This is a genomic window from Burkholderia sp. Ac-20345 (assembly GCF_017104825.1).
Taxonomy (GTDB): Bacteria; Pseudomonadota; Gammaproteobacteria; order Burkholderiales; family Burkholderiaceae; genus Burkholderia; species Burkholderia lata_B.
On sequence record NZ_JAAGPO010000004.1, the window covers coordinates 154,343 to 170,227 of the forward strand.

Here is a 15,885-nt window from a genome sequence, read left to right on the forward strand (position 1 = left end):
GCAGCAACTACTCTCGAAACTGAAGTGGCCGATCCGGGAAAAGCTGCCAGGAAGCCGCGCCGAACACGGGGCAAACCCGATGACGGATACGGCATCCCCGATCGGTTTTATCGAAACGATTTGACAAGGAGTTAGCGTGAGTTCAGGTGCACAATTTCCGCTGCCGGCCAATGAACCGGAAGTGTCGTTCCGCCCGGGAACCGAAGCCGCTGACGCACTGAGCAAGGCCCTCGGGCAACGCGAAGTCGTCGACATCCCGACCGTCATCGGCGGGAAGAAATATTTCTCGAACGATACGGTCGAGGTACGCGCACCGCACGATCATCAACGCGTGCTGGCCCGTATCCACCGCCCGACCGAAGCGCAGGTTTCGGAGGCCATCGCCAGCGCGAAATCGGTGGCGCGCGACTGGGCGAGCCTGACGCACGCCAGCCGCGCGACGATCCTGCATCGGGCGGCCGACATCATCGCGACGCGCCTGCGCGTGAAGATCAACGCGGCGACGATGCTCGGCCAGAGCAAGACGATCGACCAGGCCGAGCCGGACAGCGCGTGCGAACTGATCGACTTCCTGCGCTTCAATGCGTTCAATGCGCAGCGCGTGTACGCCGAGCAGCCGCTGTCGGTGCCGACCGCGGTCAATCGCGCCGACTGGCGCCCGCTCGAAGGCTTCGTGTATGCGGTGTCGCCGTTCAACTTCACGGCCATCGGCGGCAACCTGACGACCGCGCCGGCGATCATGGGCAATACGGTGCTCTGGAAGCCGTCCGAAAAGTCGGCGCTCGCGAACTACATTTTCTACGAAGCGCTGGAGGAGGCGGGCCTGCCGCCGGGCGTCATCAACTTCGTACCCGGCGACGCCGAGATGACCACGCGCGTCGCGCTGTCTTCGCGCGAGCTGGCCGGTATCCATTTCACGGGCTCGTCGGCGGTGTTCCAGTCGCTGTGGAAGGGCGTCGCGTCGAAGGTCGACGCGTTCCGCACGATTCCGCGTCTCGTCGGCGAAACGGGCGGCAAGGATTTCGTGCTTGCGCATGCGTCGGCGAACCCGTCCGAAGTGGCGATCGCGCTCATTCGCGGCGCATTCGAGTACCAGGGGCAGAAGTGCAGCGCCGCATCGCGCGCCTATATCCCGAGCAGCCTGTGGCCGGCGGTGAGCGAGGAACTGCGCGAGCGCCTGGCGGAACTCAAGGTCGGCGACGTCGCCGACGCGAACACCTTCATGGGTGCGGTGATTTCGCAGGCGTCGTACCAGAAGCTCAGCCGCGTGATCGGTGCCGCGAAGGAGGACAGCGCGGTGACCGTCGTGTCGGGCGGCAAGACCTGGTCGGATCCCGGCTACTTCGTCGAGCCGACCGTGCTGCAGGTCTCGGATCCGAAGCACGCGCTGATGACGGAAGAGCTGTTCGGCCCGGTGCTGTCGGTGTTCGTCTACGACGACGCCGCGTGGGCGGACACGCTCGAGCTCATCGATGCGACGAGCCCCTACGCGCTGACCGGCTCGATCTTCAGCACCGACCGCTTCGCGCTGCACCAGGCCGAAGCCGCGCTGATCAACGCCGCGGGCAACCTGTACCTGAACGACAAGCCGACCGGCGCGATGATCGGCCAGCAACCGTTCGGCGGCGGTCGCGCGAGCGGCACGAACGACAAGGCAGGCTCGTATCTGAACCTGCTGCGCTGGGCGTCGCCGCGCGTGGTCAAGGAAACGTACCTGCCGCCGCGCGAGTGGCGGTTCGGCGAATAAGCCCGGGTAAGGTTTTCCGCGCAGCTTTGCATGAGGTCAGGGTGCGAAGCATGGGGCCGGGGGCAGTGCCGACGCACTGGCTCCGGCCGACGCAGGCGCGAAGGCGCCGACTCCGATCAATCGCGAAGCATGGGATCAGGGTAAGGCGCCGTAGCGCCAACGCTGATTCACTGGAGAATACGATGTCGACGATCGTCTCATTCAAGAACGTCCAGAAGACCTACGACGGCGAAACGCTGGTCGTGAAGAATCTCAACCTCGAGATCGAGCAGGGCGAATTTCTCACGATGCTGGGGCCGTCCGGGTCGGGCAAGACGACTTGCCTGATGATGCTCGCGGGCTTCGAAACCGCCACGCACGGCGAGATTCTCCTGCAGGGGAAACCGATCAACCGTATCCCGCCGGAGCGCCGCAACATCGGCATGGTGTTCCAGAGCTATGCACTGTTCCCGCACAAGTCGGTCGCGGAGAACCTCGCGTTTCCGCTGAAGGTCCGGAAGGTCTCCAAAAGCGATATCGACACGAAAGTGATGCGGGCGCTGCGGATGGTCAACATGGAGAAGTTCGCGAACCGCATGCCGGCGCAGTTGTCGGGCGGCCAGCAGCAGCGCATCGCCGTGGCACGCGCACTCGTGTTCGAGCCGGCGCTGGTGCTGATGGACGAACCGCTCGGCGCGCTCGACAAACAGCTGCGCGAGCAGATGCAGTATGAAATCAAGCAGATTCACGAGCAGAGCGGTCTGACCGTCGTCTACGTCACGCACGACCAGGGCGAAGCGATGACGATGTCGGACCGGATCGCCGTGTTCAACAACGGGATCATCCAGCAGCTCGCGTCGCCGTCGGAGCTCTACGAGAAGCCCGCGAACGCGTTCGTCGCGCGCTTCATCGGCGAGAGCAACGAGCTCAACGGGGTCGTGTCGTCGCTCGATCATCCGCGCTGTGTCGTGCGTCTCGACGGCGGCCACGCGATCCATGCGAGCGCGAACGGCGGGATCCAGCTGTCGGGCAATACCAGCGTGTCGTTGCGTCCCGAACGCATCGCCGTGGGCGAGCAGGCGCGTACGTGCGACAACGTATTCAGTGCCGGCGTGAAGGACCTGATCTATTACGGCGACCACCTGCGCATCGTCATGCAGGTGTGCGGCCGTGGCGACTTCATCGTGAAGCTGCCCAACGACGGCGCCGCGCGCAACCTGCGGATCGGCGACTCCGTCGATATCGGCTGGATGGCCGACGCGTGCCGGGCACTGTAACGTCGCTGTAGCAGGGCCGGCGTCTCGCCGGAACACCGGGGCAATTCAGCGTGGAGACCGCGAGGCGAACCGGGGTGAATTATATGGATTCCTTATCGTCATGCTCTGCACGGACAGAGCCGGCGAGCTGAACCAGAAGTTTGCGGTCCGGCCGGCCCGGAAGTCACCGGACCGACCACTGCCCATACCAGGAGGCGCGGTTGCAACCGCCGAACATGATGATTCTTCCCAGTGATATGACGGTCATGACACACGGGATCGAGAACGTTGCCGTTCCCGATTCGAAGGCGCTCAAGGCCAGATTGCGCAGGACCGAACGTGCGGGGCAGATCAAGGCGATGCTGCTGATGTTTCCGCTGCTCGCTTTCCTGCTGGTGACGTTCCTCGTTCCGATTGGCAGCCTGCTGCTGAAAAGCCTGCGCGACCCGACGGTGTCGCAGGAGCTGCCGCATGCCGCGGCCATGCTGCGTCAATGGGAACCGAAGGCCGGCAAGCTGCCGGACGAGCAGCTGTATGCGACGTTCGGGAAGGAACTGGTCGCGAGCCGGGCAGGCGAGGGGCTCAGCCGCATCGCGTCGCGTCTGAACTACGACGAGACCGGGATGCGCGGGCTGCTGATGAAGACCGCCCGGCACCTCGCGGACGATACGGCCGCGTCGGGCGGAACGTGGCGCGCGCGGATGGCGGAGATCGATCCGCGCTGGGACGAGCTGCGCACCTGGTCGACGATCAAGTACGCTGCGTCGCCCTGGACGTTCGGCTATTACCTGAAGGCCCTCGACTTCAAGCGCGACGAAACGGGCGAGATCGTCCGTCAGGCGCCTGGCGAGCGGCTCTATATCGACGTGTTTCTGCGTACGGCCTGGGTCAGTATCGCGGTGAGCCTGCTGTGTTTGCTGTTCGGCTATCCGGTGGCCTACTTCCTGGCCAACATTCCGGCGCGGTACAGCAACGTCCTCATGATCATGGTGCTGTTGCCGTTCTGGACGTCGATCCTCGTGCGCACGACCGCGTGGGTCGTCGTGCTGCAGACCAACGGCGTGCTCAACGACTGGCTGATCCGGCTCGGGCTCACCGATACGGCGCTGCCGCTGATCTACAACCGCTTCGGGGTGCTGGTCGCGATGACGCACATTCTGCTGCCGTACGCGATCCTGTCGCTCTACAGCGTGATGAAGGGCGTGCCGAACCTGTACATGAAGGCGGCGCGCTCGCTCGGGGCCGGCCCGATCCGGTCATTCTTCCAGGTGTATTTCCCGCAGACGCTGCCCGGCGTCGGCGCGGCCGGCATGCTGACCTTCATCCTCGCGGTCGGCTACTACATCACGCCCGCGATCGTCGGCGGTCCGGAAGATCAGCTCGCGAGCTACTACATCGCGAACCATGTGAATTCGACGTTGAACTGGGGACTCGCCAGTGCATTGGCCACGATCTTGCTGGCAGGCGTGCTGATCGTGTACGGGATGTTTGTTCGACTGACCGGCGGTGCCGGCGTGAAGCTGGGGTGAAACCATGTTCAATCTTCCTGCATACGTGACGATCTGGGGGCGTGCCGGGCGCTACGCGCATGTCGCGATCTCGCTGCTCGTGCTGCTGTTCCTGGTGCTCCCGGTGCTGGTCGTGATGCCGCTGTCGTTCAATTCGCAGCCGTACTTCACGTATCCGATGCCCGGCTTCAGCTTCCGCTGGTACGAAGAGTTCTTCGACAGCGCCGAATGGATGTTCGCGCTTCGCAACACGTTGATCGTCGGTGTCGGCTCGACGGTGCTCGCGAGCCTGCTGGGCGTACTGGCGTCGCTCGGCCTCATGCATCCGCGACTGAAGGGCAAGTCGTTCATCACCGGCGTGCTGGTCTCGCCGATGATCGTGCCGGTCATCATCACCGCGGTCGGCGTGTACTTCGCGTTCAGCCCGCTCGGGCTGACAAGCAGCCTGCTCGGCCTGACGTTCGCGCATGCGGCGCTCGGCGTGCCGTTCGTCGTCGTGACGGTGACCGCGACGCTGGCGGGTTTCAACGAGACCCTGACGCGCGCCGGACGCAGCATGGGCGCATCGCCGATGCGCGTGTTCTGGCAAGTCAAGCTGCCGATCATCGCGCCGGGCGTCGTGTCGGGCGCGCTGTTCGCGTTCGCGACGTCGTTCGACGAGATCGTCGTGGCGCTGTTCCTGACGGGCCCGGACCAGCGGACGATCCCGCGGCAGATGTGGGCCGGCATCCGCGAGCAACTGAGCCCGACCATCCTCGCCGTCGCAACGGTGCTCGTGGTCGTCTCGACATTGCTTCTCGTCACGCTCGAATGGCTGCGGCGCCGCACCGAACGGCTGCGCGGGCATGCCGGTTGAGGATCGCGTGGTTTCACGCAAGCGAAACACCTAAATTGTCGAAGCAATCAGTGGGTCTATCAAAATGCTGACGGAATTCAAACCAATGCAAACGGCGTCGACGGATTTGAGCGCGCTGCGCCGTAGAATCGTCGACGCTTCCTCGCTGGACGAGCAGGTCGTCGTGCTGGCGCTGATGCAGGAGGCCAGAATGGACGGTCCGACGCTCGCGAAGGCGCAGGCGCTTGCGGGCAAGCTCGCACAGGGGGTTCGCGATGCGCGGATCGACGCGGGCGGCGTCGATCTGCTCACGCAGGAATTCTCGCTGGACAGCCGCGAGGGGATCGCGCTGATGTGTCTCGCCGAAGCGATGTTGCGCATTCCGGATACGGAGACGCGCAACCAGCTGATCCGCGACAAGATCGTCGACGCGGACTGGCGCGCGCATCTCGGCAAATCGCCGTCGTTCTTCGTCAATGCGACCGCGTGGGGCCTGCTGATCACCGGCAAACTGTTGAAGAAACCGGACGATGCCGCGCTGACCGAGGCGCTGATGAGCGTGCTCAGGAAAGGCGGCGAGACCGTGGTGCGGGCCGGGGTGGCCTACGCGATGCGGATGCTCGGCAAGCAGTTCGTCACGGGGCAGACGATCGAGGAGGCCATCGGGGTCGCGAAAGGCCACGAAGCGAGCGGGTATCGCTATACGTACGACATGCTCGGCGAAGCCGCGCTGACCGACGAGGATGCGCTCGCGTATTTCAATTCGTACAAGCATGCGATCGAAGCGATCGGGAAGGACGCCGGCGGGCAAGGGCCGATCGAAGGTCCGGGCGTATCGGTGAAGATCTCGGGCCTGCACGCACGCTATGAATTGCCTCAGCGCGAGCGGGTCATCGCGGAACTGTATCCGCGGCTGCTGCAGCTTGCCGAACTCGCGAAGCGTTACCAGATCGGTTTCCACCTCGATCAGGAAGAGTCGGCGCGTTTCGACCTGACGCTCGAGATGCTCGAGCGGCTATGCCGCGAACCGAGCCTGCGCGGGTGGAACGGCATCGGCATTTCGCTCCAGGCGTACCAGAAGCGCGGGCGCGCGGTGGCCGACTGGATCGTCGCGCTGGCCCGCGCGACCGGCCGACGCATCAACATTCGCCTCGTGAAGGGGGCGTACTGGGATACCGAGATCAAGCTCGCGCAGGATGCAGGCGCGACCGGGTACCCGGTTTTCACGCGCAAGGTGCATTCCGACGTCAGCTATATCGCCTGCGCGAAGGCGCTGCTGGCTGCGCCGGACGCGATCTTCCCGCAGTTCGCGACGCACAACGCGTTCTCGCTCGCCGCGGCGTTCACGCTGGGCGGGGACCAGGAATTCGAGTTCCAATGCCTGCACGGGATGGGCGAAACCGTCTACGACCAGGTCGTCGGCAAATCGAAGCTCGGGCGTGCGTGTCGCATCTACGCGCCGGTCGGGCCGCATGCGACGTTGCTGGCCTATCTGGTCCGGCGCCTGCTCGAGAACGGTGCGAACTCGTCGTTCGTGAACCAGATCGTCGACGAGGCGGTCAGCATTGACGACATCGTCGAGGATCCGGTCGCGCGTGCGGCGCGCACCGGCGGCCGGCCGCATGCGGGCATCGTCGCGCCGACGGGCGTGTTGCCGGGGCGCGTCAACGCCGCTGCGCTGAGTTTCGGCGAGTCGGCGGAGTTCGATGCGGCCATCGCGGAACTGCGTGCGAATCGGCTGAGCGCACAGTCCATCGTCGCCGGCGTGGTGGATGTCCATTCGGATGCGACCGCGCTGGTGTTCAGTGCAAGCGATTCGTCCGAGGTCATCGGCAGCGTGACCGCATGCCGACCGGACGCAGTTGCATCGGCACTCGCCGCGGGCGCGCTTGCGGCCGTCGCGTGGGGCCGGCGATCCGCGGACGATCGCGCCGCGTGCCTCGATTCGGTCGCCGGTCGAATGGAGCGGAGCGCGTCCCGGCTGGGTGCGCTGCTGGTGCTCGAAAGCGGCGCGACCATGGCGGAAGCGGCCGACGAGATCCGCAAGTCCGTCAACCTCTGTCGCCTGTATGCGTACCAGCTGAGAACGGACAGCCGCGTCGAGGCGGCGGAGCCGCTCGGTATGGTCGTGAGCATCACGCCGTCGGCTTCGCCGCTGGCAACCGCGGTCGGTCAGATCGCAGCCGCGGTCGCCGCCGGCAATGCCGTGATCGCCAAACCGTCGTCGTCGGCCGGTTCGCTGGTCGCGCATGCGGGAGTCCGCCTGTTCCTGGAGGCCGGCATTCCCGACGGCGTCGTCCAGCTTCTGCTGGGGTCGGGACAGGAAGTCGGGCGTGCGCTCGTCGCCGACCGCCGCGTGGCGGCCGTTCTTTTCACGGGTACGTCGCGTGTGGAGAAGGCGATCGCGTTGCAGCTCGCACAGGCGTCGCATGCCGCGAAGCTGATCGCAACCGTCGGCAGCGTGAACGCGCTGGTCGTGGACAGCTCGGCGTTGCCGGAACAAGTCATTTCCGACGCGATGGTGTCGGCGTTCAAGCATGCCGGACAACTCGCGTCGTCGCTGCGCATCCTGTGCCTGCAGGATTCCACGGCCGAGATCGTGCGGCGGATGCTCACGGGGATGCTGAGCGAGCGGCGCATCGGCGATCCGCTGGATGCGGCGACGGACATCGGACCGGTTGCGACACGCAAGCTGCGCGACCAGCTGGACGGCTACCTCGCGGACATGGCGCGTCGCGGCTTCAAGGTCATCCGCGCCCGCGTATCGGGCGATTGTGCGAAAGGGCAGTTCGTCGCGCCGGCCATCGTCGACCTCGGCACACTCGATGCGTTGTCGGGTGTTGATCTCGCGATCGCCGGTCCCGTGCTGCACGTCGTCCGGTGGAAGACTGGCGAAATGGACAGGCTGATGGACCGCCTCAACGCAATCGGGTGCGGCGTAGTCGGACTGCATACGCGCATCAACGAGGCCGCCGGCACGCTGCTGTCGCGTTCGACCGCCAACAGCGTTTGCGTCAATCGCGCGATGCACAGTGCGTTCGTCGGCATGCAGCCTTTCGGCGGCGTGAATGCATCGGGAACGGGGCCGATGATGGGCGGCCCGCTGACGCTGCTGGCGCTCACCCGGCAGATTCCGAATGCCTATGCGGGCGCGAACGGCCCGTTCGCGCCGTCGTCCAGGCTGAACAGCGAAAAGTTCTACGAGTTTCCGGCGCAGACCGGCGAAGGCCGCTTCGTGGCGCGGCAGGCCGCGCTTCAGCAGGCGAAGCAGGCGAGCCGGGCTCGCGTCGATGCGCTGTTCTCGCTGGCATCGGAGCGGCGCTTGGCGGCGGCCAACGTCATCGCGAATGCGGGCATGAAGCTGTGCGGCCTGATTGCCGACACGCTGCCGATCGGCTTGCCGGCCCTGACGGGCGAAGAGAACACGACGGAGGTACTCCCCCGCGGCCAGGTGCTCTGCGCGGGTGCGTCGATGAGCAGCGTGATCGTGCAGGCCGTTGCGGCGACAGCGTTCGGCAACGAGGTGATCTTGCTGAAGTCGCCGATGGCCGACGACGTGGCTGCGCGTCTCGCCGGACATTGCCGGATCGTCGACTCGGACGACGTGCGGCGTGTCGTTCGCGGCGAGATCGCCGGTGTTCGCCCGGTGGTCGTGCTGGTCGACGACGAAGCGCGGGCAGCATCGATGCGTGCCGCCGCCGCGGATGCCGCCGCCATCGTGCTCGCGCCGGACGTTCACGGCATGTACGACTGGACCCGCCTCGTTCGCGAACGCGTGACGACGGTCAACGCGAGCGCTGCCGGCGGAAATACGCAGCTCATGGTGTTGAGCGAGGATTTCGCGTAGCCGATCGCTTCTCACCTCCATTCGGCGTTCGGGTAACGCCGATTTCCCGCCAGCCGATCGACGTGTCCAGCCGGAACGCGATCGCGCGTGGGCGGGGCGGCGCGACGGGATTCGAACGGATCCCGTCGCGTCGTTGCCTGGCCGCGTACCGGAGCGGCGCCGGCCGTCGCATTGCCGCGACGCACGCGGAACCGCACCGGCAGCCGGGCCTTGCGTCCGAGGCGTTCGTCCGGCCGCGCGCGACCGGGCGCCTGGACGCAACCCATCCATCCCGGCCCCATTCCTCCATGGAGATTCCATCTTGACCGACGCCGTATTCGACTTTCATCAGGGGGAACTGCCGCTCCTGATCTCGATCCCGCATCTCGGTACCGACATCCCGCCGCAGGTCCGAAATCAACTGACCGGCGTCGCGGAACACGTCGCCGACACCGACTGGCATCTGGACCGGCTCTACGCGTTTGCGAAGCACGCGGGGGCGTCGATGCTGGGGGCGCGTGTGTCGCGCTACGTGATCGACCTGAACCGGCCGGCCAGCGGCGAAAGCCTGTATCCGGGACAGACGACGACCGGGCTGTGCCCGACCGAGACGTTTCGCGGCGAGCCGCTCTATGCGAGCGGCGCCGCGCCCGACGCGGCCGAAATCGCGCGGCGCCTGGATGCGTACTGGCAGCCGTATCACGCGCGGCTGCGCGCCGAACTCGACCGCCTGAAGGCGGCGCACGGCGCGGTGCTGCTATGGGAGGCGCACTCGATCGCGAGCGTGCTGCCGCGGCTGTTCGACGGCAAGCTGCCGGACCTCAACCTCGGGACGAACTCGGGCGCAAGTTGCGATGCGCGCATTCTCGACGCGGTGACCGGCACGCTCGATCGCCAGCCGTTCACGTGGGTCGCGAACGGGCGTTTCAAGGGCGGATACATCACGCGCGAATATGGCCGGCCGGCTGAAGGCGTCCATGCGATCCAGCTCGAGATGTGCCAGTCGACCTACATGGACGAGACGCCGCCGTTCGATTATCGGGCGGATCGTGCCGAACAGGTCGGGCCGGTCGTGGCGCGCATGGTGCGGGCGGCAGTCGACGCGCTGCGTACCGTCGATCGTTGAGTGACGCGACACGCGCGGCACTTGCCGCCGCTTGCGTGCCAGCCCAAAAAAAGACCGCCATCACGGAGATCCGTTGATGGCGGCAAACGCGGGAGCCGGCCCGGCTACCCGCGTATCGAAGCCGTGCTCAGAGCCCGTTGGTCAGTTGCGGGACCACGTCGAACAGGTCGCCGACGAGACCGTAGTCGGCCACGCCGAAGATCGGTGCGTCCGCGTCCTTGTTGACGGCCACGATGATCTTCGAATCCTTCATGCCGGCCAGATGCTGGATCGCACCCGAAATCCCGACCGCGACATACAGCTCCGGCGCGACGATCTTGCCGGTCTGGCCGACCTGCCAGTCGTTCGGCGCGTAGCCGGAATCGACTGCCGCGCGCGATGCGCCGACCGCCGCACCGAGCTTTTCCGCCAGTGGGTCGAGCAGCGCGAAGTTCTCCGCACTGCCGAGGCCGCGGCCGCCGGCCACGACGACGCGCGCGGCGGTCAGTTCAGGCCGGTCGCTGCTCGCCACTTCGCGGCGCACGAACGTCGACAACCCGGTATCCGCGACCGCGGGCGCCGTCTCGATCGTTCCGCTGCCGCCGTGCGACGGCGCCGCATCGAACGCCGTGGTACGAATGGTGGCGACCTTCACGGGGTCCGGCGACTGCACCGTGGCGATCGCGTTGCCCGCATAGATCGGGCGCTGGAACGTATCCGCGGAATCGATCGCGATCACGTCGGAAATCTGTGCGGCATCGAGCCTGGCCGCGACGCGCGGCGCGACGTTCTTGCCCGCGGCCGTGGCGGGGAACAGGATGTGCGTATAGTCGCCCGCGAGCGCCAGCACCTGCGCGGCCACGTTTTCGGCGAGCGCGTCGGCGAAATGCGGCGCGTCGACGTGGATGACCTTGTCGACGCCCGCGACCTGGCTTGCCGCCTGCGCGACCGGCTGCGCGGCATGGCCGGCGACGAGCACGTGAACGCCGTTCGACAGCGTGCGGGCCGCGGCAATGGTGTGGAGTGTCGCGCTCTTCAGTTGAGCATTGTCGTGTTCGGCAATAACAAGCGTCGTCATTCAAATCACCTTGGCTTCGGATTTCAGTTTCTCGATCAGCGTCGCGACGTCGGGGACCCGCACGCCGGCCTTGCGAACGGGCGGTTCGACGACCTTCAGCGTCTTCAGCCGCGGCGACGGGTCCACGCCGAGTGCAGCCGGCGTGACGGTATCGAGCGGCTTCTTCTTCGCTTTCATGATGCTGGGGAGCGTGACGTAACGCGGCTCGTTCAGCCGCAGGTCGGTCGTGACGATGGCCGGGAGTGTCAGCGAGATCACTTCGAGGCCGCCGTCGACCTCGCGCGTCACCGTCGCGACGCCGTCGCCGATCTCGATGTGGCTGGCGAACGTCGCCTGCGGCCAGTCGAGCAGCGCGGCCAGCAATTGGCCGGTCTGCCCGGCGTCGTCGTCGATCGCCTGCTTGCCGAGGATGACGAGTTGCGGCTGCTCGTTGTCGATGACGGCCTTCAGCAGTTTCGCGACGGCCAGCGGCTGGAGTTCCGCGTCGGTCTCGATGAGCACGCCGCGATCGGCGCCGATCGCGAGCGCCGTGCGCAGCGTTTCCTGCGATTGCGCGACGCCGCACGACACGGCGACGACCTCGGTCGCGTGGCCGGCCTCCTTCAGCCGCGTGGCGGCCTCCACGGCGATTTCGTCGAACGGATTCATCGACATCTTGACGTTGCCGATCTCCACGCCCGTGTGGTCTGACTTCACGCGCACCTTGACGTTGTAGTCCACCACGCGTTTCACGGCTGCAATAACTTTCATGTCATATTCCTCTGAATATCAAATGTGCGTCTCCGACGGCAACGGGCTCGATGGTCACGAGCACGGCGTACGGCTCGTGCGCGGCTGCGTCGGCGCTTGCGGCATGCGGGGCGAGCCGTAGAGCATGGGCATGGTGTTCCGACACGAGAACGTGCCCGGGCATCACGTCGCCGGTCCGAGTGTCGGGGCCTTCGGCGAACGAGCACCCGCAGTCCATCGCGACGACGATTGCCGAACATCCCGGGCGCACGACGCGCGGCGCGTCGACGAGCCGGACGCTTGCGCGGTACCGGTTCTTCCTGGTCATCACGTTGAGCGCCAGCGACGGGCCATCGATCAGCGTGGCTTGCCAGTCCGCGTCTCCGTCGTATTCCGCGGCGATCCATGGCCCTAGCCGCACGACCACGTCGGTGTCGGTCAATGAAACGCCGTTACCGCTCAGGACCAGCGACACGCGGTCGATGCCGGGGAACCGCGAGTAAGGCCCGCTGCGCTCGATGGATGCCAGGCTGACACGCCAATCGGCACCGCCGGTCGCGAGGGTCCGCGTGACGCCGCCGCCATTGCGCCAGGGCTCGGGCGCAACGGACTCGATCGGATACACGTCGATCAGCGACCCCATGGCGTTCTCACGACACCGCGCCGAGGCCGTACTTGCCGCTGAGCAATTCGCCGGTGGCAAAGCGCTCGATCGAATACGGCTTCAGCGACACTTCGGTCGGCAGCCCGAGCGCTTCCTGCGCGAGCACGAGGCCGACCGTCGGCGACAGCTTGAAGCCGTGCCCGGAGAATCCGTAGCCGACCACCAGGCCTTCGATGCCCGGCAGCTTGCCGAGCACGGGGTTCCAGTCCGGCGTGACGTCGTAGACGCCGGTCCACGACGACGCGATGCCGGCGGTTTCGTAGTTCGGGAAACGCTCGGCGACCTGCGCGCCGACATCGACGATGTAGTCCATCGGGATGTCGCCCTGCTCGACGTCGGCCGCATTGAGTTTTTCGCCGACGACGCCTTCGCTGACGAGCATCTGGTTGCCGCCGTAGCTGCGGCAGTAAAGCATGCCGGGCGATGCGAGATCCTTGAAGACGGGCATCGAGAACGTGTACCTGGCCGCATCGCACTCGAGCGCGAGCACGGCGTGCCGCTCGGGCATGATCGGCAGCGTCTTGCCGGTCCAGCCGGCGAGTTCCGGCGTCCAGATGTTCTGCGTGCTGATGACCATCGACGTCTTGAATTCGCCGATATCGGTCGACACGCCGACGACCTTGCCGTTCTCGATCAGCACCTTGTCGACGTTGACGTTTTCCTTCACGGTGACGCCGCCGCGCCGCGCGGCACGCGCGAAGCTCGTCGCCACGAGATAGGCGTCGGCGAAGCCGGCTTCCGGCTCATAGCCGATCAGCGCGCAGTCGTCGAAGCGGGCGATCGGGAGCAGTTCGGCCGCCTGTTGCCGATTGAGGAATTCGAGCGGAATGCCTTGTTCCTTTTGCTGGTTGAGCGACGCACGCAGCGGTTCGAGCTTGTCGCCTTCCGACGCGACGATCATGTAGCCGCACTTGACGAGGCCGCACGATGCTTCGTCGTCGCCGAGATACTCGGGGAACGTATTGAAGACGTGCCACGACTTGCGGGCCAGCTCGACGTTCTCCTTGACGGAGTAGTGCGTGCGCAGGATGCCCGAGGACTGCGAGGTCGTGCCCGCGCCGATCGTGCCCCGGTCCAGGACGAGCACGTTCCTGGCGCCGAGCTTCGACAGGTGGAACGCCACGGAGCTGCCGATCACGCCAGCACCGATTACGACGACGTCATACGAGTTCATGATTCCGTTTCCTTCTGGTCAGGGTGAGAACGAGTCTGACGCGGAAAAAAACGGAGCCCGCGAATATAAGCGGGGGCAATCTTTAGCAAAAGGCGCAGCGTGGCGGGCGCTGCCGGCGTCGAGCGGATACCCCGGCGGCGTGCAAGACAGGGAAGATCAACGCGCGATTGTGTCGAGCATCAGGGGATCTTATGTCGAGCGATATGTCGGATATCGAACAATAAGATCGCTTCGACGCCGAACCGGGCGCGTTGCGGGAGGCGGTCGACATGCTGTCGATTTTCCGCCGAAGGACTGTTCGATCGTGCCGATTCACGGCGCACGCGATGGATCTGGCGGCGGCGTCTTCGTGCAGGTATCGCAATGTCCCGGGAGGTGGCGACTGCGCGACGCGGTGGTCGACGCGTCGGCCCGGCTGTGCGGTGCATCCCGCGCAAAACATCAACTTACCAGGAGACTGGCCGCCGATGGCGCTTGCGGGTTGATCGTCCAGTGCGGCAGTTCGGGCCGGAATATGCACTGACGTTTCCCGTAGAGCCTGAAGGTGTCCACGTGAGACATCATCGTGTCAAAGGTATTTTCTCGTGCAGTTCCCGCTCATTCCCTGCCCGCGGCAGCACTATCCGGCAAACACCGAAAGTTCCTCACGAAACTGACCGCCGTGATTTCCGGCGGCATGTTCATCGATGGATTCATCCTCGGCTGCATCGGCATCGTGATGCCTGCGATTACCCGCGACCTGCACCTGTCGCCGATCTGGCAGGGGTTGATCGGCGCATCGGCGCTGATCGGCATCTTCATCGGCGGCCCGCTCGGCGGATGGCTGGCGGACCGGGTGGGGCGCCGGCCGATGTTTACGGTCGACCTCGCCATCTTCCTGGTCGGTTCCGCTGCCCAGTTCTTCGTTGCCGAAGCGTGGCAGCTCTTCGTCGTGCGTCTGGTGATGGGGATTGCGATCGGCGCCGACTATTCGATCGGATGGCCGCTGCTCGCCGAATTTGCGCCTGCGCGCCTGCGCGGAAAATTGCTCGCGATACTCGAGCTGGTCTGGTACGTCGGCTATCTCGTGTCGTATGCGATCGGCTGGGGGCTGACCGAATCCTCGATGGCAAGCTGGCAGGTCATTCTCGGCCTGAGTACGGTGCCGACGGTCATTGTCTTTCTGATGCGCCTCGGCACGCCCGAGTCGCCGCGTTGGTTGATGAGCCGCGGCAAAGTCGCCGAAGCGAAGGCGCTTGCGAAGGAATACCTGGAACCGGACGAACTCGGGGAACTGCAACCGAGCGGCGCGTCAGAAAAGTACGGATTCCGATCGTTGTTCTCGCCCGGATACTTCAAGACGACCTTCTTCGTGTCGATGTTCTGGGTGTGCAACGTCACGCCTTACTTCGCCATCGGCGCGTTCGCACCAATCGTTCTCGAGCGGCTGGGGCTGAAGGAAGGGTTGACAGGCGGCCTGGTACTCAATGGCGTTGCCGTGCTGGGGACGATCATCGCCGTGATGCTGATCGAAAAAGTCGGTCGACGCGTGCTGGCCATTCCGCCGTTCTTCGTCTCCGCCGTCGCGCTGATGAGCGTCGCGCTGTTCTCCGACGTCTCGTCGGAGCTGATCCTCGTCTGCTTCTTCACCTTCTCGTTGGTCAACGCCATTTCGACGGTGCTGACCGGCGTGTATCCGGGGGAAGTGTTTCCGACGGAAATCCGCGGAATCGGCGTCGGCGTCGCCACGGCCGTTTCGCGCGTCGGTGCGGCAATGGGCACATTCCTCCTGCCGGTGATCATCGAAACGTATGGTGTGGGCGCGGCGATGATGATCGCCGCTGGCATCAGTCTCGTCGGCGGCGTGATTTCCTATGCGCTGGCACCGGAAACGAAAGGCAAGTTGTTGAGCGAGGCATCGGCTGCCCGCAAGTGAATCGGATCGACTCGGGGCGGCGCGCCCGACAGCTGCATCCGCTCGCCAATCCAAGCGGCGGTTGTTTGC

At 65.5% G+C, this 15,885-nt stretch carries 11 protein-coding genes; 7 read left to right on the plus strand and 4 right to left on the minus strand.

The features are described 5' to 3' along the window. The first annotated feature begins 136 nt into the window (after positions 1-136). From pruA to hutG, 6 genes are all read left to right on the plus strand, one after another. Positions 137-1,747 (plus strand): L-glutamate gamma-semialdehyde dehydrogenase, encoded by a 1,611-nt coding sequence (pruA, locus tag G3O06_RS03835; protein ID WP_174972385.1) that lies wholly within the window; start codon positions 137-139, stop codon positions 1,745-1,747. A 182-nt stretch (positions 1,748-1,929) separates the two neighbouring features. Then, positions 1,930-3,003: an ABC transporter ATP-binding protein gene (locus G3O06_RS03840; protein WP_174972383.1), complete on the plus strand. Its 1,074-nt coding sequence runs from the start codon at positions 1,930-1,932 to the stop codon at positions 3,001-3,003. 245 nt (positions 3,004-3,248) lie between these two features. Beyond that, positions 3,249-4,511, plus strand: a complete 1,263-nt coding sequence (locus G3O06_RS03845) for an ABC transporter permease (protein ID WP_241019490.1) — start codon at positions 3,249-3,251, stop codon at positions 4,509-4,511. A 4-nt stretch (positions 4,512-4,515) separates the two neighbouring features. Then, a complete protein-coding gene (locus G3O06_RS03850) occupies positions 4,516-5,346 on the plus strand; it encodes an ABC transporter permease (RefSeq protein WP_174972379.1) in 831 nt (276 codons plus the stop codon). 85 nt (positions 5,347-5,431) lie between these two features. Next, on the plus strand, positions 5,432-9,172 hold the full coding sequence (putA, locus tag G3O06_RS03855) for a bifunctional proline dehydrogenase/L-glutamate gamma-semialdehyde dehydrogenase PutA (RefSeq protein ID WP_205815059.1): 3,741 nt from the start codon (positions 5,432-5,434) through the stop codon (positions 9,170-9,172). Positions 9,173-9,473: 301 nt separating this feature from the next. Further along, positions 9,474-10,277: an N-formylglutamate deformylase gene (gene hutG / locus G3O06_RS03860; RefSeq protein WP_205815060.1), complete on the plus strand. Its 804-nt coding sequence runs from the start codon at positions 9,474-9,476 to the stop codon at positions 10,275-10,277. Between the two features lie 127 nt (positions 10,278-10,404). Here the strand turns inward: hutG and G3O06_RS03865 are convergent, their stop codons facing one another. The 4 genes from G3O06_RS03865 to G3O06_RS03880 are packed head-to-tail and all read right to left on the minus strand — an operon-like array spanning position 10,405 to position 13,901. Further along, complete coding sequence (locus G3O06_RS03865) at positions 10,405-11,334, minus strand: electron transfer flavoprotein subunit alpha/FixB family protein (RefSeq protein WP_174972373.1); 930 nt, start codon at positions 11,332-11,334, stop codon at positions 10,405-10,407. Continuing rightward, on the minus strand, positions 11,335-12,084 hold the full coding sequence (locus tag G3O06_RS03870) for an electron transfer flavoprotein subunit beta/FixA family protein (RefSeq protein ID WP_205815061.1): 750 nt from the start codon (positions 12,082-12,084) through the stop codon (positions 11,335-11,337). Between the two features lies 1 nt (position 12,085). Next, complete coding sequence (locus tag G3O06_RS03875) at positions 12,086-12,706, minus strand: HutD family protein (RefSeq protein ID WP_205815062.1); 621 nt, start codon at positions 12,704-12,706, stop codon at positions 12,086-12,088. Positions 12,707-12,713: 7 nt separating this feature from the next. Further along, the gene (locus tag G3O06_RS03880; RefSeq protein WP_205815063.1) at positions 12,714-13,901 is read right to left on the minus strand and encodes an FAD-binding oxidoreductase; all 1,188 of its coding nucleotides are present in this window, start codon (positions 13,899-13,901) and stop codon (positions 12,714-12,716) included. 565 nt (positions 13,902-14,466) lie between these two features. Between G3O06_RS03880 and G3O06_RS03885 the strand changes: the two genes are divergently transcribed. After that, a complete protein-coding gene (locus G3O06_RS03885) occupies positions 14,467-15,816 on the plus strand; it encodes an MFS transporter (protein ID WP_346779482.1) in 1,350 nt (449 codons plus the stop codon). The last annotated feature ends 69 nt before the right edge of the window (positions 15,817-15,885 follow it).